This is a genomic window from Haladaptatus sp. SPP-AMP-3 (assembly GCF_049568665.1).
Classification (GTDB): Archaea; Halobacteriota; Halobacteria; order Halobacteriales; family Haladaptataceae; genus Haladaptatus; species Haladaptatus paucihalophilus.
The window spans coordinates 72,559-91,675 of the sequence record NZ_CP145902.1; the positions used below are offsets into that span (position 1 = coordinate 72,559).

17 protein-coding genes are annotated in these 19,117 nt (G+C 61.6%); 13 read left to right on the forward strand and 4 right to left on the reverse strand.

Translation table 11 applies throughout. The features are described from left to right. Positions 1-41 precede the first annotated feature (41 nt). Entirely contained in the window at positions 42-1,181 is a 1,140-nt protein-coding gene (locus V5735_RS23250; RefSeq protein WP_423747467.1) for an ABC transporter substrate-binding protein, read from the reverse strand. Positions 1,182-1,545: 364 nt separating this feature from the next. Here V5735_RS23250 and V5735_RS23255 point away from each other — a divergent pair, with 364 nt between their 5' ends. Then, positions 1,546-2,712, forward strand: coding sequence for an NAD(P)/FAD-dependent oxidoreductase (locus tag V5735_RS23255; RefSeq protein ID WP_423747468.1), 1,167 nt, complete (start codon positions 1,546-1,548; stop codon positions 2,710-2,712). Between the two features lie 39 nt (positions 2,713-2,751). On the opposite strand, the gene V5735_RS23260 is transcribed toward V5735_RS23255, so the two are convergent. Next, a complete protein-coding gene (locus tag V5735_RS23260) occupies positions 2,752-3,981 on the reverse strand; it encodes a M20 family metallopeptidase (protein WP_423747469.1) in 1,230 nt (409 codons plus the stop codon). 12 nt (positions 3,982-3,993) lie between these two features. Next, positions 3,994-5,331 carry an acetyl ornithine aminotransferase family protein gene (locus V5735_RS23265; protein ID WP_423747470.1) on the reverse strand — a complete coding sequence of 446 codons (1,338 nt, stop codon included), beginning with the start codon at positions 5,329-5,331 and terminating at the stop codon, positions 3,994-3,996. 246 nt (positions 5,332-5,577) lie between these two features. On the opposite strand from V5735_RS23265, the gene V5735_RS23270 reads away from it, so the two are divergent. The 12 genes from V5735_RS23270 (at position 5,578) to V5735_RS23325 (ending at position 17,827) form a co-directional block, all read left to right on the forward strand. Continuing rightward, the gene (locus V5735_RS23270; protein ID WP_007981301.1) at positions 5,578-6,078 is read left to right on the forward strand and encodes an Lrp/AsnC family transcriptional regulator; all 501 of its coding nucleotides are present in this window, start codon (positions 5,578-5,580) and stop codon (positions 6,076-6,078) included. 277 nt (positions 6,079-6,355) lie between these two features. After that, the gene (locus tag V5735_RS23275) at positions 6,356-7,273 is read left to right on the forward strand and encodes a CoA transferase subunit A (RefSeq protein WP_423747471.1); all 918 of its coding nucleotides are present in this window, start codon (positions 6,356-6,358) and stop codon (positions 7,271-7,273) included. Continuing rightward, the gene (locus V5735_RS23280; RefSeq protein ID WP_423747472.1) at positions 7,270-8,034 is read left to right on the forward strand and encodes a CoA-transferase subunit beta; all 765 of its coding nucleotides are present in this window, start codon (positions 7,270-7,272) and stop codon (positions 8,032-8,034) included. The genes V5735_RS23275 and V5735_RS23280 overlap by 4 nt, the downstream gene beginning before the upstream one ends. Continuing rightward, positions 8,034-9,197 (forward strand): thiolase domain-containing protein, encoded by a 1,164-nt coding sequence (locus V5735_RS23285; protein WP_423747473.1) that lies wholly within the window; start codon positions 8,034-8,036, stop codon positions 9,195-9,197. The genes V5735_RS23280 and V5735_RS23285 overlap by 1 nt, the downstream gene beginning before the upstream one ends. Further along, complete coding sequence (locus tag V5735_RS23290) at positions 9,194-10,171, forward strand: hypothetical protein (RefSeq protein WP_423747474.1); 978 nt, start codon at positions 9,194-9,196, stop codon at positions 10,169-10,171. Before V5735_RS23285 ends, V5735_RS23290 begins: the two co-directional genes overlap by 4 nt. Continuing rightward, entirely contained in the window at positions 10,171-10,590 is a 420-nt protein-coding gene (locus V5735_RS23295) for a Zn-ribbon domain-containing OB-fold protein (RefSeq protein WP_423747475.1), read from the forward strand. The genes V5735_RS23290 and V5735_RS23295 overlap by 1 nt, the downstream gene beginning before the upstream one ends. Positions 10,591-10,786: 196 nt before the next feature. Continuing rightward, positions 10,787-12,313, forward strand: coding sequence for an aldehyde dehydrogenase family protein (locus tag V5735_RS23300; protein WP_423747476.1), 1,527 nt, complete (start codon positions 10,787-10,789; stop codon positions 12,311-12,313). A 165-nt stretch (positions 12,314-12,478) separates the two neighbouring features. After that, complete coding sequence (locus V5735_RS23305; protein ID WP_423747477.1) at positions 12,479-13,834, forward strand: aspartate aminotransferase family protein; 1,356 nt, start codon at positions 12,479-12,481, stop codon at positions 13,832-13,834. Next, positions 13,834-15,126 (forward strand): glutamate dehydrogenase GdhB, encoded by a 1,293-nt coding sequence (gene gdhB, locus V5735_RS23310; protein ID WP_423747478.1) that lies wholly within the window; start codon positions 13,834-13,836, stop codon positions 15,124-15,126. Before V5735_RS23305 ends, gdhB begins: the two co-directional genes overlap by 1 nt. A 359-nt stretch (positions 15,127-15,485) precedes the next feature. Beyond that, a complete protein-coding gene (locus tag V5735_RS23315; protein ID WP_423747479.1) occupies positions 15,486-16,253 on the forward strand; it encodes a S1C family serine protease in 768 nt (255 codons plus the stop codon). Positions 16,254-16,481: 228 nt separating this feature from the next. Further along, a complete protein-coding gene (locus V5735_RS23320) occupies positions 16,482-17,615 on the forward strand; it encodes an acyltransferase (RefSeq protein ID WP_423747480.1) in 1,134 nt (377 codons plus the stop codon). Between the two features lie 68 nt (positions 17,616-17,683). Then, the gene (locus V5735_RS23325; RefSeq protein ID WP_423747481.1) at positions 17,684-17,827 is read left to right on the forward strand and encodes a hypothetical protein; all 144 of its coding nucleotides are present in this window, start codon (positions 17,684-17,686) and stop codon (positions 17,825-17,827) included. A gap of 286 nt (positions 17,828-18,113) precedes the next feature. Here the strand turns inward: V5735_RS23325 and V5735_RS23330 are convergent, their stop codons facing one another. Next, the gene (locus V5735_RS23330) at positions 18,114-19,034 is read right to left on the reverse strand and encodes a glycosyltransferase (protein ID WP_423747482.1); all 921 of its coding nucleotides are present in this window, start codon (positions 19,032-19,034) and stop codon (positions 18,114-18,116) included. Positions 19,035-19,117: the final 83 nt, after the last annotated feature.

Sequence of the window (19,117 nt, forward strand, 5' to 3'; positions counted from 1 at the left end):
GGTAATCGTGTATTTGAATATAAACCGCTGTCTGAGACGGCTCAGTAGTTCCCAAGCTTGATCTGCTCGAACGTTTGGGACCACTCTTGTTGGTGTTCGTTCTTGAACTTCATATCCTGGAATTTCAGGTTCTCACCGCCGGACGAATCGAAGTCCGGAAGCGCCTTGATGTCGCTCGAGGTGACTTTCGTCGCTGGCGGATACCCGATTTCGGGTGCGAGGTTCTTGATGACGTCGTCGCGGTAGGCGAACTCGATGAACTTCTCTGCGGTGTACCGGTTCTTCGAACCCTTAGCGATGGCGAGCGTGTCCGTCCAGCCCATGGCTCCTTCCTTCGGGATACCGTACTTGAGGTTGTCGTACCCTTCGTCCTGAAGCGAGAGGATGCGACCGCCCCACGCCTCGCCGACGTAGGCGGTCTCGTTGGAGAACAGCGACGTCAGTTCCTGTCCGCTCGTCCAGTACTTCTTGACGAGTTTGTGCTGTTCGGCCATCGCGTCGTACACCTTCTGCACGCCGTCCTCGTAGGACCCGGCGTCGCCCGCCATCTTGTTCGGGTCCATGCCGAGTTTGAGCGCCGTGGTGAACGTTCGGATGTACGGGACGCCCTCCATGGCGACGTTGCCTTTGAACTGCTGGTCGAAGGTCATGTCCCACGAGAGGTCGTTGGAATCGTCGACGTGGTCGGTGTTGTAGGCCATCCCGATGGTACCGTAGTACAGCGGGGCGGTGTGAATCTCCTCGCCGGGGTCGACGATGAAGTCCTTGAACACCGGCATGAGGTTCGACCACGTCTCGATGTTGTCGAGACGGAGCGGTTCGACGAGGCCCTGCTTCGCCGCCGCGTAGGAACTCGCGGTCGAGGGCATGATGATGTCGTAGGAGCCTTCCGGACTCGACCGGACGTTGGCCAGCATCTTGTCCTGCCCGCCGAAGCTCGACTGCTTGACCGTGACGTCGTACTCCTCTTCGAACGGTTCGATGACGTGCTTGTTGAGGGCCTCTTGGGTCGACCCTCCCCACGAGTAGAATTTCAGCGTATCGGTCATCTCCTCATCGCCGGAGGACGAGCCGTCTTTCGTCCCCTCGTTCTCCGTGCACCCTGCCAGGGCCAAAGAACCGATTGCCGCCGTCGTCCCGGTGGATTTCAGGAACGAACGGCGGTTGAGTTTCTCTATCATACTCTATCGGGCAATCCCATTACCAATACTTAAAATTTTCGTGTCATGGTGGTCACAGTAGAACATTTGGATAATTCTTTCGTCTAAATTCTAAAATGGCACGCCGATTAATGGAGTGGGTTGAATCTGGGCTGTCCCACAAATCGCTCGCCGAATCCGAGTATGCTCCGGAGATTCGCCGCCTCCTCGCCGACGAGGGCATCCGGTTACGACCGCGGTTGTTGCTGTTTGCTTATAGAATACGTAGCTCAGTCTATAGACTCTCCTATCTTGTGCCGAATAATCGGAAGCATTGTTAATGCCTCTCCATCTACGACTACGAGACAGCCGCGCGACCATCCGGGTCGGCGTAGCGACCACTTCCATGCAAACGACACGAATCGCGGTAGTCGGTGGCGGAATCGTCGGTTCGAGCGTCGCGTACCACCTCGGCGAGACGGCCGACGCGGACGTGACGGTCTTCGAACAGGGTGAACTCGCGGGCGAGACGACGGCCGCCTCGGGAGCGTTCTGCGGCCTCTGGGGCGATGAACCGCCGGCGTATCGTCGCCTCAAAGCGTACGGCGTTCGTCTCTACAACGAGTTCTTCGAGGCCCCGCGGATGAACTCGCCGTACACGCTCGCACCACGCCTCGAAATCGCTTCGACACCGGAGACGGCCCGGGAACTACGAGCCGAGGCCCGCGAGTGTGCCCACGGACCGGTCGAGTACGTTCCCGGCGACAGACTCGACGCGGAACTCCTCCATCCGGGACTGGACACGTCCGCCGTCGAGAGTGCACTGTACCGTCCGAACATCGGATTTCTCGACGCGACCGAACTCGCCGCGGAGTTCGTCGCACGAGCGCAGAATCGAGGTGTGACTTTCGAGATAGGCACTCAAGTCGAGACCGTGACGACGGCTGACGGCTCCGTTACGGGTCTCGTCGCCGACGGCGAGCACCGCGAGTTCGACGCCGTCGTCGCCGCGGCCGGACCGTGGAACACCCGTATCGCGGGATTGGTCGGCCTCGACCTCCCGATTCGACACACCCTCGGCCCGATTCTCATCTTCGACCCGCCCGCTGGCGTCCCGTACGACACCTTCAGCGTCAAACACGCCGAGAGCGGCGTCTACTTCCGTCAGCAACCCGACGGAACCGTCTTTGCGGGCCACTACCCCGGCGGGTACGACGAGGCTGGGCGCAATATCGACCCCGATGACGCGCCGACTGTGGTCCCCGCGGACCTCCGCGAGAAGATTCGGCGCGTGGTCGAGGCGTATTTCCCGTGGACCGAGGGCGCACGCGTCGCGGACGAGTGGGTCGGCGTTCGCTCGCTGACACCCGACGGCGGTGCGATAGCCGGGTGGACCGAGATGGACGGCTTATACGTCACGGGATTCAACGCCGCCGGTATCCAACTCGCGCCGGTCATCGGACACGTCGTCGCAGAACAGCTCCTTCGCGGAAATCCGACGGACTACTACGACGCGGTTCGGCTCTCGCGGTTCGATGGCTTCACCGACGTGTTTCGTGAGCGGGAGACATGAGGCATCAGTCACCCCGAACGCCCTGATTGCTCCAGACGCTCACTCCACCAACTGACTCGTCGCGTCGGCGACGACCTGTGCGGTTTCGACGACTTCGTCCAGTTGGACGTACTCGCCCGTCCCGTGGACGTTCGCGCCGCTGGGTCCGACGATGACGGTCGGAATCCCGGCGCGGCCGCCGAGGTGATTGAAATCACCGATGCTGGAGAAGTAGCCCACGTCGGGGTCGGTGTCGAACAGCGTGCGGATGCTCTCGAAGAACGGTCGCACGAGCGGGTCGTCCTCGTCGGTCACGTAGGGCTGAAAGTACATGTCCGGCTCCGGCGTCTCCCGAAGTGAAACGTCTACGTCGCTCTTCAAGTCGAGGCCGGCGACGAGTTGCTCCGCGTCCGCGAGGACGGATTCGGCCGTCTCGCCGGGCACGACGTGGCGGTCTATCTCCATCTCACAGCGGTCGGGGACCGAGAGCGGTTCGCCACCGCCCTCGATGGAGAGCAGGCAGACGGAACCGGACCCGAGTTTCGGGTGCTGGCCGAGTTCCATCCCTTCGAAGGCCGCTGCGAGACGCGCTGCGTCGAGCGCGGCGTTCACGCCCATGTCCGGTTGCGACCCGTGTGCGGCCGTCCCGGTAACAGTTACCTCGTAGAGGAAGCGGCCGCGCGCGCCGAGGACGATGGCCGGGTTCTCGATGGTCCGTTGGGTGATGGTCGGCGCAGGTTCGGTGACGACGGCGAGGTCGCAGTCGTCGGTGAGACCGTCTCGAATCGTTGCGTCGGTGCCGAGGCCGAACGGCCCCTCTTCGTCCACGACCGCCGTGAGGATCACGTCGCCGCGGAGGTCGCGCCTCGAGAGCGCCTCGAAGGCGACGAGGAGCGAGGCGAGGCCGCCTTTCATGTCGCACGCACCCTGTCCGTACAGTTTGCCGTCCTCGATGCGGCCCGAACAGGGGTCTTCTTCCCACCCGTCGACGTGCTGGACGGTGTCCATGTGCCCGTTCAGGAGGACCGTCGGCGCGTCGGGGTCGGAGCCTTCGAGACGGGCGACGACGTTGTTCCCCTCGAAACCGGTGATGGCCGGTTCGGAGACCGCGTGATACTCGGGGTCGAGGTCGCGTTGGTCCAACCAGTCGAAGATGTACGCGGCGACCGCTGCTTCCTCGAAGAACGGGCTCGGAATCCGAACGATGTCCTGGAGCAACTCGACCGTCGCGTCGGGGTCTATCTCGGTTGCGATACCGTCGGCTGTGTCGGTGGTGGTGTCGGAAGACATAGATGAGATGAATTACTCCAGCGCCTCCGCGAGCGCCTCGCCGAAGAGTTCGACACCGACCGTGGCTTGTTCTTTCGTGATGGTGAGCGGCGGCGCGAATCTGACCGTGCTCTGGCCGCACGGGAGAATCATCAGGCCGTGTTCCCACGCGGTGTGCATGACCGCCTCGGAGAGGCCGCCGTCGGGTTCGCCCGTCTCGGGGTCGACGAATTCGGCACCGATCATCAAGCCGAGGCCGCGCACTTCCGCGATTTGCGGGAACTCCTCCGCGAGCGCGTCGAGTTCGTCCACCAAGTGTGCGCCGACCTCGGTCGCGTTGTCCAGGAGGTTCTCCTCTTCGATGACGTCGATGACGGCGTTCGCGGCGGCGGCGGCCACGGGATTTCCGTGGTACGTGCTCGCGTGCGTTCCCGCTCCCCACGTCATCACCGATTCTTTGGCGACCATCGCGGACATCGGGAGGCCGTTGGCGATGCCCTTCCCCATCAGGGTGATGTCGGGTTCGACGCCCCAGTTGTCCATCCCGAACCACTCGCCGGTGCGGCCGAATCCGGCTTGCACTTCGTCGGCGATGAGGAGGATCCCGTGGTCATCCGCGAACTCGCGGAGGCGCCGGTGGAATCCCTCCGGTGGCACGACGTAGCCTCCCTCTCCCTGTACGGGTTCGACGACGATACCCGCGATTTCGTCCACGGGAACGCGCGTTCGAATCAGGTCCTCGAGGGCGTCGAACGTCGCTTCCATCGCGGCCTCGCCGCTACCGTACTTCCTAGGCTTCGGGTACGGAATGTGGTCCACGCCGGGGACGAGCGGTCCGAACCCGCGCTTGTACTTCGTCTTGCTCGCGGTGAGCGAAAGCGCGCCCATCGTCCGCCCGTGGAACCCGCCCTCGAAGGCGATGAATCGGTGGCGACCCGTGTGGTGGCGCGCGAGTTTCATCCCCGCTTCGACCGCCTCCGCACCGCTGTTGCCGAAGAACACCTTCTTCGGGGAGTCGCCGGGGGCAATCGCTTCGAGCCGTTCGGCCAGTCGCGTCGGCTCCGGCGAGTAGTAGTCGCAGAACGCCGGGTGGACCAGTACGTCGAGTTGGTCCTTCGCCGCCTCCACGACCTTCGGGTGGCGGTGGCCGACGTTCGTCACCGCGATACCGCTGGCGAAGTCCCAAAAGCGGTTGCCGTCCACGTCGGTCACGTTCAGTCCGCGCGCACTCTCGACGGCGAGCGGGTACGCCCGCGGCGAACTCGGCGAGACGACTTCGCCGTCCGCCTCGACGAGTCGCTTCGCCTTCGCGCCGGGCAGGTCCGTCACGATGTTTGGTCCCTCTACTGACCGATTGTCTTGCTTGCTCATGGCACGGGGTGTGTTGTGGTGGGTATTAAATTATTGGGAAAAGGTTGCACCAGTTAGCAATCTGGGTGTATATTATTGGTCTATTTTGTCGAATACGGACTGAGCGCGGGGAGAGGCGACGTCCTCGCGCCGTAGCGCGAGTGAGTCCCGGATACGACCGCCGTCCGCGACCACTGCTCGACAACTATCGAAGGAAACTCAACAAATTGGAAAGCATTTATGTATTCTATTCGACTTACTACAATCATGGCCGACGTGAACCTCGACGAGAAAGATTTCGAGATACTCCGCTGGTTGGACCGAGAAGGCGACGTGGACCTTGGCGTCGACGAACTGAGCGACAAACTCGGAATCAGTCCCTCGACGGTCTACTACCGCATAGAGAAGTACCGCGAGCAGGGCATCGTCACGGGGAAGGTACCGCAATTGGACCGGAAGGAACTCGGACTGAACCTCACCGTCATCAGCGAAATAAAGAGCGAGTACGGTCCCGGATACGACGACATCGGCGAGCGTCTCTCGAACATCTCCGGCGTCCAGACGGCGTACTTCATGGTCGGTGAGAAGTCGTTCATCCTCATCGCCCACCTCCGCGACCACGACCACCTCCAGCAGTTCATCGACGACATCATCCACACCGATGGGGTCGCTCACTCGGCCACGAACATCGTCCTCAAGACGTTCAAGGATGAACCCCGCCTCCTCGTCAACTACGACGACGAGGACCTCGAAGCGCTCCGTTCCTGAGCCTCGACGTTCGTTCTCGACGAGCCGTCATTCGAAACCGACCTCGTACCTCTCCGCTTTCTTTCTCGTCCCCGCTCCTTCCTTTTCGTCTGCTCTCACGCTGTTCTCCTTCCCTTTTCTCTCACGTCGCTTTCCTTCCACCCTTGTACGCGCACCACCGCTACGACGACTGCCGACAGCCTCACACATTGCTATAGAATCAAAATATCGCGTCTTGATTTGTAACTACTCTCGTGAGGAGAAGATAAATATAGGACTACTACAAACCTGGGCAACGATGACGAAGGTAACAGACTTGGCGAACGCGATCTCGGGTGCTGTCGACGACGGGGATAGCGTCTACCTCGGTGGGTTCACGCATCTCATTCCCTTCGCCGCGGGCCACGAGATAATCAGACAGGAGTACGAGGATCTCCACCTCATGCGGGCGACACCGGACCTCGTTTTCGACCAGATGATAGCCGCCGGATGCGCATCGGCGGTCACCTTCTCGTGGGCGGGCAACCCCGGCGTCGGGAGTCTTCGAGCCTTCCGGCGCGCCGTCGAGGACGGCGTTCCGAACGAGATAACCATCGACGAGTATTCGCACTTCGGCCTCGTCTCGCGCCTCTTCGCTGGCGCGCGGGACATGCCGTTCGTTCCCCTTCGGAGCCTCGTCGGGTCGAGTCTCCCGGAGCACAACGACAGTATCCGAACCGTCCAGAATCCGTTCGCCCCCGACGAGCAGGTCTGCGTCGTCCCGCCGTTGAATCCCGACGTATCCATCGTTCGGGGACAGCGCGCGAGTCCCGAGGGAGACGCGCACCTCTGGGGCATCACCGGCGATGTAGTCGACGCTGCCTTTGCCGCCGATACCGTCGTCGTCTGCGTCGAGGAAATCGTGGACACCGAGACGCTCCGAAGCGACCCCAACAGGACCGAAATTCCGGGGATAGTCGTCGATTACGTGGTCGAAGCGCCCTACGGGTCGCATCCGTCCTACACGCAGGGCTACTACGGCCGCGACAACGCCGCGTATCTCGAATGGGACGAGATGTCGAAGACGCACGAGTCCACCCGAGAGTGGCTCGACGAGTGGGTCTACGGCGTCGAGGACCGCCGCGAGTACGTCGAGAAACTCGGTGCCGAGCGCCTGCTGGACCTCGAACCGACCCGCGACTACGCCGAACCCATCGACATGGGGCGATACGCATGAGCGATTTCGACTACACCGACACGGAACTGATGATAACGCGCGCGGCGCTCGAACTGCGGAACGACGACACCGTTCTCGTCGGCGTCGGCGTCCCGAACCTCGCGTGTAACCTCGCCAAGCGGACGCACGCGCCGGATCTCCAGATGATATACGAATCGGGGACCGTCGATTCGAACCCCGACGCGCTCCCGCTCTCCATCGGCGACCCGGTTCTCGCAACGGGAGCGCGAAGCATCGTCCCGATGTACGAGGGCTTCAGTCGCTATCTGCAGTCCGGCCGCATCGACGTGGGGTTTCTCGGCGGCGCACAGATCGACAAGCGCGGTAACATCAATTCGACCGTCATCGGCGACTACGACGACCCGAAGGTACGGCTTCCGGGGAGCGGTGGGGCCTGCGAAATCTCCAGTAACGCCCACCGGACGCTCATCATCACCCCTCACCAGAGGCGCCGATTCCCCGAGGAGGTCGATTTTATCACCTCGCCGGGGTACGTCGGAGGACGCGAGGAGATGGGACTCCGCGGCGGCCCCGAGGCGGTCATCACCGACAAGGCCGTGATGAAATTCGACGACAGCGGGGAGATGTACGTGGACACGCTTCACGTCGGCGTCACCCGCGACGAAGTACAGGAGGCCACCGGCTGGGAGGTCCAGTTCGCCGACGACGTGACCGAGACGCCGACCCCCGACGACGAGGAGATTCGACTCATCCGCGAGGAACTCGACCCCGACGGCATCTACACTGGTGGTGGCGACTAGTGCGCGACGTGGCACTCGTCGGTGCGGGCCAGAGTCCCTACGGGGAACACCCCGACGCTGGCATCAAGGAATTGTTCGAATCGGCCTACGACGCGATGGTCGAGTCGGTCGACCGCGGATTCGACGCGGACGACCTCGACGGAGCCTACGTCGGCAGTCTCGGCGTCGGCGGCTACCAACTCGGCATCACGGGCGCGTCGCTCACGTCGCACCTCGGACTGACGGGGTTGCCGGTCCAGCGCGTCGAAAACGCCTGCGCCTCCGGCGGCTTCGCCCTGCTCGACGCGGTTCACGCCGTCGGGTCGGGCGCGAGCGATGCCGTCCTCGCGGGCGGGGTCGAGAAGATGCTGGACCTCAGCGGCGACCGGTCGAAGTACTGGCTGGGCGTCAGCGGCGACACCGAGTACGAACGTCTCGCGGGCATGACCTTCGCGGGCGTCTACGCCATCGCCGCCCAGCGATACCTCCACGAGACCGATGCCGAACACGAGCACCTCTCGAAGGTCGCCGTCAAGAACCACGAGAACGGCGCGGTGAATCCCAAAGCCCAGTTCCAGCGCGAAGTCTCGCTGGAGACGGCACAGGGTGCGCCGGAGATCGCCGATCCGCTGAACCTCTACGACGCCTGCCCGACGACCGACGGCGCGGCCTGTGCGATGGTCGTCCCGGCCGACGAAGCGCACGAGTACACCGACGATCCGGTGTACATCACCGGGTTCGGCGGCGGCAGCGACCACCTCGCGCTCCACGACCGGGACACCATCACGTCGCTCTCGGCGGTCCGCGAGGCCGCGAGCGACGCCTACGACCGCGCGGGACTAACGCCGGCCGATATCGATTTCGCGGAGGTCCACGATTGCTTCACCATCGCGGAACTCCTCGCCTACGAGGACCTCGGGTTCGCCGACCGCGGCGAGGGGTGGCGACTCATCGACGAGGGTCGGACGCGACGAGACGGCGACCTGCCCGTCAACACGAGCGGCGGGCTGAAGTCGAAGGGTCACCCGCTGGGCGCGACCGGTATCGGACAGGTCGCGGAGGTGTTCGACCAACTCCGCGGCGATGCGGGCGAACGACAGGTCGATGGCAGCGTCGCCCTCTCGCACAACGTCGGTGGGTCCGGCGGTGCGGCGACCGTCTTCATCTACGAGGTGGACGCATGAGCGTCGGCATAACCGACTACGCCGTCTCGCTTCCGTCCTACCACGTCACCGCCGAGGCGTACGAGGAGGTCTGGGGCCGATTCGCCGCGAGAATCGACCGCAAGACCGTCCTCGCCTACGACGAAGACACCATCACGATGGCCACGGAGTCGGGGCGAGCGGTCGATGGAGGCGGCACGGAGACGCTCGCGTTCGCCACCGCGTCGAACCCGCAGTCGGGGTCGTTAGCGAGTGGACCGCTCTCGCGGGCGCTCGGTATCGACGGTGCACGCCGGACGCTGGAGTTCGGCAACTCGTGGAAGGCAGGCCTCGAAGCGCTCGACACCGGACTCTCGTTCGGGTCGTCCCTCGTGGTCGCATCCGATGCGCCAGACGCCCCCCGAGACGAGGACGCAGAGCACGTCCTCGGTGCCGGGTCCGCGGCGTTCGTCGTCGATGACGACCCGCTCGCGGTCCGCGTCGGAAGCGCTCACTACGTGGACGCCTACCTTCCATCGAAGTTCCGAACGGACGGGCAGGTGACCGACCTCTCGCTCGGCGGCTACACGACCGAGGGCTTCGTGGAAGCGCTCTCGGCCGTCGTGGACGACGCCCTCGCCGAAGCGAACTGCGCGGCCAAGGATATCGACCACGCGGTGTTTCCGCAGGACGACGTGAAGATGTCGTGGCGCGGCGGCGCTCGACTCGGATTCGACGCCGACCAGATGGGTGCCGGGTTCGTCGTCAAGCGCATGGGATTCGCGGGCGTCGCCTCGTCCCTCGTCGGTCTCGCCGCGGCCCTCGACGCCGCGGAGTCGGGTTCCAGAATCCTCGTCGCAGGATACGGGTACGGCCACGGTGCGAGCGCGTTCGTCTTCGAGACGACCGATAGAGTCGAAGACGAGGGCGCATCGGCTGGCGTCGGTGCCGCACTCGACGCGACCGAGGAGTTGAGTTACGCCGAGTACGCGCGATTGCAGGCGGTGTCGAACTGATGGGTGCCCACATCTCGATTCCGGTGTACGAGCGAACCGTGGGGCAGCGATTGGCGTTCGAGGGCGAACGCTGTACCGACTGCGGGACCGTCGCGTTCCCCCCGAAGGGAGCCTGTCCCGATTGCCGAAACGACGCGTTCGAGGCGGTCGACCTCTCGGGAGAGGGTACCATCTACTCCTATACCGTCCTCTCGCCGGGTGGTGCGCCGCCGGAGTTCGCCGGACAGGCGCAGGCGGAGGGCCGGTACGTCGTCGCCATCGTCGAACTCGACGAAGGGCCGCGAATCACCGCGCAGGTCACGGATGTCGACCCGACCGAGGTGGCGGTCGGTATGTCCGTCTCGGGTCGCATTCGCCGCATCTACGAGGAGGAGGGAATCGTCAGATACGGGTTCAAGTTCGTCCCCGCGACGGAGTGACTCGCCGCGGGGTGAGGACGCGAGAATCGGATCGTCGATTATCCGTCCCGAACCCCGACACCACCCACTAATTCATCTCTGAGCTAACAAACCCGTCCTAATTTAGAATCATCACAATATATCCACTTCTATTTTGGTATCTAGTTAGTTTTATTAGCGCTCGGTTCGAGGTGCATGACGAACGAGCACAGTAACCATGGAATTGGAACACTACACCGGCTCGGTTCAGGAGAACCATCAGCAAGCGAGCGAGGAGGCACAGTCGTTCGGGACGTTCGAAGCGTGGATCGGTGGGTCGTCTCACCCAGCGGAAAGCGGCGAGACGTTCGAGACGCGCGACCCCGTCGTGGACGAACCCATCCTCTCGGTACCTCGCTGCGACGAGGTTGACGTGGACGCGGCCGTCGAGGCCGCACGGGACGCCTTCGAGAACGAGTGGGGCAGCGCGACGCCCGCGGAGCGCTCCGAAACCCTCCTCGAATGGGTGTCGGTGCTCCGCGACCACCTCGAAGAACTCGCACTCCTCGAAAGCCTCGACGTGGGAAAACCGCTGTCGTACGCAAAAGGCGAAGTCACGAAGGGTATCGACTTCATCGAATACTACGCGAACATCTGTCGCGCCGAGGGCGGAAAGGAGATCGCGGCGGCGAACGACGCGCACATCTACACCCGTCGCGAGCCCTACGGCGTCGTCGGCTGCGTCACGCCGTGGAACTACCCCCTCGTCCTCACCTCGTGGAAGATCGGCCCGGCGCTCGCCGCTGGCAACGCCGTCGTCCTGAAACCCGCCGAGCAGAGTCCGCTCACGGCGCTCCGAATCGCCGAACTCTCCGAGGGCGTCCTGCCCGACGGCGTTTTCAACGTCGTCCCCGGCTTCGGCGAAGAGGCGGGAGCGCCCCTCACGGGTCACTCCGACGTGCAGAAGGTTTCGTTCACCGGCGAGGACGTGACCGGCGAGGAAGTGATGAAGTCGGCCGCCTCGAACATCACGCCCGTCACGCTGGAACTCGGTGGCAAGTCGCCGTTCGTCGTCTTCCCCGACGCGGATATCGAACAGGCCGCCGAGACCGTCGCCGGGAGCATCACGTACAACACCGGCCAGTCGTGCGACGCCTGCTCACGCGCGCTCGTCCACGAGGACGTTCGTGACGAGTTCGTCGAGAAGTTGGTCGAGGAGATGGAGTCACACACTATCGGCGATACGCTCTCCGAGGGGACCACGTTCGGCCCGCTCGTCTCCGAAGCGCAGTACGAGAAGGTGACCTCGTACCTCGAACTCGGCGTCGAGGAAGGTGCAACCCTCGCAACCGGCGGAAACGCCGTCGAAGTCGAGGGCACCGACGATGGGTGGTTCGTCGAACCCGCCGTCTTCGTGGACGCCGACAACGACATGCGAATCGTGCAAGAGGAGATATTCGGACCGGTCGAGACGGTCGTGACCTTCAGCGACTACGACGAGGCCATCGAACTCGCCAACGACGTGGAGTTCGGCCTCGCCGCGGGCGTGGCGACGGAGAACGGCTCGCTCGCCCACCGCGCGGCCGCCGATATCGACGCGGGAAGCGTCTGGGTCAACAAGTTCTACGGACGCACCGTCACCGGTAGCCCGTTCGGCGGATTCAAACGCTCCGGTATGGGCCGCGAGTGCTCCCGCGACACGCTCAACGCCTACACCCAAGAGAAGACGGTCCACGTCCCCATCGAGCAGGACCCGACACTCTGAATCCACCGTCGATTCTGGCCTCCCACCTATTTCGTTCACACCGACCCCGTGACGCGAGTCTGTCTGGCACCGGTTTAGATTACTCTGGTGTGTTTTGGAACCTCTACAAAATCCGCATTTCTTAGTAAGACTTATTTTATTATAGGGTGCAGTCAATCGTGATAGATGGCACATCAGAACCACATCTTCTACAAGTGGGGAGGGGGAATCGAGCCCGACCTGCCGAGGATAGACTACGCCACAGACGAGTTTCTCGTGACCGAAGACGGCGAGCGACTCATCGACGCCGCGTCGGGCGCTGCCGTGACTAATCTCGGTCACTCGGTTCCGGGCATCGACCAGATATTCGAGTCACAGTCGTCGAACGTCTCGTATCTCAGTCTGTCTCACTTCTCCCACGACGCACCCGAGGAACTCGCGCGCACGCTCGCGGCGCGCTCCCCCGGCGATCTCTCGAAAGTGTTCTACACGAACTCGGGGAGCGAGGCAAACGAGGCGGCGTTCAAGCTCGCACGCGAGTACTTTCGTTCGCGTGGGAAGACCGAGAAGTCCGTCGTGATCTCCCGCTGGCAGTCGTATCACGGTGCGACGTTCGGCGCGCTGTCCGCGACCGGGAACACGCTTCGACGGCGGGGCTACGAATCGTTCCTGGCCGATTGGGAGCACATTTCGCCAGCGTACCCGTACCGGTGGTCGTTCGAGGGAACGCCCGAAGAGCAGGCCCGCGCCGCCGCGCGTGAACTCGAAACGACGATTCGCCAACGCGGTCCCGAGACGGTCGCAGCCTTCATCGCCGAACCGGTCGGCGGCGCCAGCATCCCCGCGACCGCACCGCACCCCGCCTACTACGAGGAAGTCCGCGACATCTGCGACGAGTACGACGTGCTCTTTATCGCGGACGAGGTGATGACCGGATTCGGCCGAACCGGGCCGCTGTTCGCCATGGAACACTACGGCGTCGTTCCCGACATGATGACGCTCGGAAAGGGCCTCACGAGCGGCTACACGCCGATGAGTGCCGTGCTCGTCCGCGACCACGTCGCCGAGGAGTTCACCCACGACGGCGCCTCGTTCGCCCACGGCCACACCTTCGCCGGAAACCCGCTGTCCGCGGCCGTGGCGAACTTCGTCGTGGACCGGTACACGGACGATGTTCTCGAACAGGGCCGCACTCGCGGCCGCCAACTCGTCTCCGAACTCGACGCGCTCCGAGACCACCCGATGGTCGGCGATTTCCGCGCGATGGGGCCGATGGTCGGACTGGAGTTCGTCGCCGATAGGGCGACGAAAGAGCCCTTCGACCCCTCCTCGAAGGTCTACAAGCGGGTCTACGACGCCGCACTCGACCGCGGCGTCTACACGTACCCCGGAAAGGGGTCGGTCGATGGGCTGGCGGGCGACCACCTGATGCTCGCTCCGCCGCTGACACTCGGTGAGGCCTCGGTCTCTCGAATCGCCGACGCCGTCATCGGTTCGATTGAAACGGTCTACCGCCGCATCAATCCGGAGGTGACTACCTGATGTCGAAAATCGAGGAGAACGGGGTTGCGGCCGAGGGGTCGAACGCGGAACCCGAGACGGCGCTCGAAACGGCCCGGCGGCAACTGGAACGCGCCGCGGGACTCGTGGACGTGAACCCGGGTATCATCGAACGGTTGAAACACCCGACGAAGGTCCAGCGCGTGGCGGTCCCGCTGAAGCGCGACGACGGCACCGTTGCGGTCTATACCGGCTACCGCTCCCAGCACGACGACGTTCGCGGGCCGTACAAGGGCGGCCTTCGCTACCACCCGAACGTCACCGAAGACGAGTGCGTCGGGCTTTCGATGTGGATGACGTGGAAGTGCGCCGTGATGGACCTCCCCTTCGGCGGCGGCAAAGGCGGCATCGTCGTGGACCCGAAGGACCTCTCGCCCGGCGAGAAAGAACGGCTCACCCGCCGGTTCGCCGAAGAGGTGCGCGATTTCGTCGGCCCGGAGAAGGACATCCCCGCACCGGACATGGGGACCGACGCGCAGACGATGGCGTGGTTCATGGACGCCTACTCGATGCAGGAGGGCGAGACCCAACCCGGCGTCGTCACCGGCAAGCCGCCCGTTCTCGGAGGGAGTTACGGTCGCGCGGCCGCACCCGGTCGGTCAGTCGCCATCATCGCTCGCGAGGTCATCGACTACTACGAGATGGACATCGAAGAGACGACCGTCGCGGTCCAAGGATTCGGTTCCGTCGGTGCGAACGCCGCCCGTATCCTCGACGATTACGGTGCGACCATCGTCGCCGTTTCGGACGTGAACGGTGGCATATACGACCCCGATGGCCTCGATACCCACGCCGTACCGACCCACGAGGAACAGTCGGAAGGCGTTATGAAGTACGATGCGCCCGCGAAGATTTCGAACGAGGACCTCCTCGAACTCGACGTGGACGTTCTCATTCCCGCCGCCATCGGCGACGTCATCACCGCGGAGAACGCGGAAGACGTCCGAGCGGACATCGTGATTGAGGGTGCCAACGGGCCGACAACGTTCGCAGCCGCGGAAATTCTCGAATCGAAGGACGTCGCTGTCGTTCCCGACATCCTCGCCAACGCGGGCGGTGTGACCGTCTCGTACTTCGAGTGGCTCCAGAACATCAACCGTCGGTCGTGGTCGCTCGAACGCGTGAACGACGAACTGGAGACGGCGATGCTCCGCGCGTGGGACGACGTGTCCGACGCCAAAGCGGAAGTAGACGTGACGTGGCGCGACGCCGCCTACGTGGTCGCCCTCTCTCGAATCGCCGAGGCCAAAGAATCCCGCGGACTGTGGCCCTGAGTTACCACCGTCGCGCCAAACGATTGTCGAAGGGCCGTCTCAGTCCCTCCAGCACGACGAACACGGTTGGATGCTCGAGCAATTCCAGTCATCGGGATGAGCGTACTCACGACGAGAACGATTGAACCACCGACAGGGAGTACGACGCTCTCGGAAATATGCGATAAAAAATTTCGTATGCAGTTCATCCGATGGACGAAGCGGTCCTCCAGTCACGAGGAAGCACTCACAGCCACAAACCTTTGGGACGAATCCGTCTAGCTCTAGCGGATGAGAATGCGCTCGAAACGGGTCAAAAGACAACCAAGGCGGCTGAATTCATCCGTCACGGCCGATGCTGAACGACGGAGTTCGGGTGGATGACGTCCTCCTATACCCGAAGAGGGATTCTTCGCGTGACCGGCCTCGCTTCCGTCTTCCCTTTCTCTGGCGGTCTCGGGAGCGGTTGGCGTTCCGAATCCGCCACGTCCGAGTATCGGACCACTGCCGTCGGTGGTTTCGAGCCGTTTCCCGAAGCGGTCCGCGACCGAGCCCGCGCGCTCGGAGAAGCGGTACAACGGTCGGTTGTCCGACTATCGACCGATTCCGGGGGTGGGTCCGGGTGGGTCGTCGATAGCGGATACATCCTTACGAATTCTCATATCGTTCGAGAAGCGGCGTCGGTAGCGTTCGAAACGTTCGATAACCGAACTGGAACGGCTACTCGTGTCGGCTTTCACCGGGACCTCTTTCCGGATATCGCCCTGCTCAAGACGGACCTCGAAACCCCGCCTCCGCTTTCACTGGCGACGAATGCACACCCCTCTCCGAACGATGTGGTGCTCGCGGTCGGACATCCGAAAATGGTGGGAGACTGGGTGATTTCCCTGGGTCGGTACGAGCGCTACAATCCACATTCGGATTGGATAGAAGCGACGATTCCCACCGGAGATGGTAACAGCGGCTCACCGCTGTTGCGGATGGACGGGGGCGTCATCGGCTGTGTCAATGGAACTACTCGTGAGAAACACACGATAGCGCGTAAAAATCGACCGAAAACAGTGTACGCCACGTATCCGAGACGACTCACGGTCGCGTCGGCAACACCAGCAGACACCATCGCAAAATGGGTGTCGAGGTGGCGATGAAATAGACCGATAGCGCATACTTCTGTCTTCAAGCGAAGGTCACGCGATGGGCATACTGCGCCGATCCGCGAATCCCGACGTTATGCACTGCTTCTATTCCAGACACAACAGTGAGACGCGCGAGGAAATAATTTGTGAGCGCGGCACTGATTGATTTCTGCTTTCCCGCCACAATCGGAGGCGTTTTAAATAGGAGCGAGTGACTTCTCAATGGACCTTTGAGATACGATGAGTGATCGAATTCACAGCATAGATACGCTGCGAGCAATCGCTATATTCTTCATTGTCATCGCACACGTTCAACCGTTCCGGGGCTTCGGAACGGGCGGGAATTACGTCTACTTCGTACTGGACACTATCGGTCAATTCGACGTTCCGTTCTTTTTCGTAACGTCCGGATATTTTCTCGCGGAGACGGTGAACGTCGACAACGTCAAATCCACCGTGAGCGGCTCCGTCCAGAAACTCGGGTCGATATATCTGTTCGGGAGACTCCTCTCTGTAACGGCAGTGATCGGTCTCGCGTTATTCCAAGGCGTTCCCGTAGCGAATGCTCTCATCGCTCACGGCCTCGGTGACATCTCCACCATCGACTTACTGTACTACGGAAACGCACTCTCCGTTCCGCTGTGGTTTCTGACGGCATTGATATTCTCTCTCGTTTTCGTCGCTTGCTTCGTCAAGCTCGGAAAAACCCGCTACCTGTTGCCCATCGCCGCGCTCGTTCACATCGTTGGCCTCGTCGGAACGAATTATCAAATGATCGCGAACGTACCGTTCCGAACGCGGGACGCCCTCTTCTTCGGCTTCTTCTACGTCGCTCTCGGATACCAAATCAACTCGTCCGACTGGACGCCGAACGAGAACCGTCGCCACGTCTATCTCGGAGCAGTCGGCCTTTTTGCGGGAGTCCAACTCGTCGAGCAGTACGCGATCGGCTACATCATTCGCAATAACGTTCTTCGCCAAGAGATATACTTGACGGAGTACACGATCTCGACGATATTCTTCGTTCTCGCTCTCTTCGCATACGTGCTCTCGAACCCACAGTTGGGGAAGAATACGATTCTCCCGAAAGTGGGGCGACACGCCCTCGGGATATATCTGCTTCACGTCCCGTTGATTCGTCTCTTCCGGACGATGAACAGAGTTTGGCATCCGACTATCGGAATCGACCTCACGTCGACGCTTCTCTGGCAACTGGCGATAACGCCGGTGGTGTACGTTCTTTCGCTGGTAGTCTATCTCTTCTTGGCGAGGGTACACATCATAGAACTCGGGGGAAGCCATACCCCGTGGTTAAACCGTTTCCGGTCACGTGGCCGAGTTCTGGTGCGAGATAAGCATCCGGATGACAACTGATACCGTGTCGACGAGGGCGATTGGCTTGAGGGGATCGAACTAGCGATATTGACTTGGCCGAGTTGCAGATGAATTCTCAGCGAAAAATTAATACGCTTGGCAAGGAGTTCAAGGAACTTCAACAGCGCGTCGCGGAGTTGGTGGAGGGCATCGAGACAAACGGACGTCGCGAGGACGACGAACAAAAGCAGGCGTGGTATTCGAAGCGATAACCTCCTGTACTTTCATCACCGTTCCAGTTCATCACTTTGTATCATACAGTTCTAATTGTATTCTAACTGCTGTGAAGATGAGTACACTAGATGGAATGCTTCTACTATGAGCGACCGTTCGTCGTCTCATTGCAAAAATGACTCCCCGATGGTCGGGCGGACCCTCATCTGATGGCAAATACGGTTCTACCGGTACCGCGGGAATCGAGAATCGATTAGAGTCGTAGACAGCACGGTGAACGCCGGTTGATGAGTGACGGCGTTAGCTCCACATTCGCGTCTTCGTTCATTCCTCATAGACGTTAACGTCGAATTTACCACGCCATTCGTACCTACGTCCTGCCCACACGAACGACCTTCGAGAAACCCCGTACAGGAGGAGCGGGAATTGAATAAGCGCCGAGGGGTAGGCGAGAATCGCCGTCCAACGTTTCACGCCAAAGAAGAGATAGGTAGTAGCATATAACAGAGTGAGCAAAATCAGCGCTAGAACCGGGAATAAAAGGCACCCAATTAGTGTTATCGCTGCAGTGAGACAGAGTACGGCAAATGCCTTCGGATCTTGATAACGGACGATTTGTGTGAATCTGGTGTGGCGCTCTACCGTTTGACGGAAACTCCCTCCGATGGGGACGGTACGGACTCGCCGTAGAGGGGTGACATCGAGGTATTCGGTAAGAACGCCGTCGTCGCTGATAGTTCGTTGGAGGTCGTCCAAGAACGCCCGCTCGTCTATCTCGATTCGGTCGAACATGACGGCACCCCCCCAGACAATATCGCCAGTATATACACCCAGCGTCCCACCGAGCGCATATACCGGTTCTAACATCATCGCCAGTGGATCTTTCCCGATAAAGAACGGGATTTCCGTAACGGGCCCGTTCTGCTCGTAGTCTCGATGAAGTTGTGACAGCCAATCCGGAGAATGGTGGAAATCATCGTCCGTCCAGATGAGGCGTTGATGCGATGCTTCCTCCATTCCTGTCGCAATTGCATTCGCCTTCCCGGAACAGCGCTTTGGACTCCCTGCAAACAATATTTCGACCTGTTCAGGGAGCGAGGAAATCTGTCCGGCGACGGGGTCACTTTTCGAGTCGCAAATGATGAGAAGTTCGTCTTTATCGCGTAATTGTGCGCTTAGTTCCTCACAGACGGAGTTCCAACGTGTAGTCGGGAGGAGGATGGATATCGGAGGGTGTTCTTCCATGAATGAGTGTCAGACCACAGTATGAATTGATTTACGGCAGCATCTCGGAATCGAAGCCGAAACTGTTTAAATCGCTATTCGTC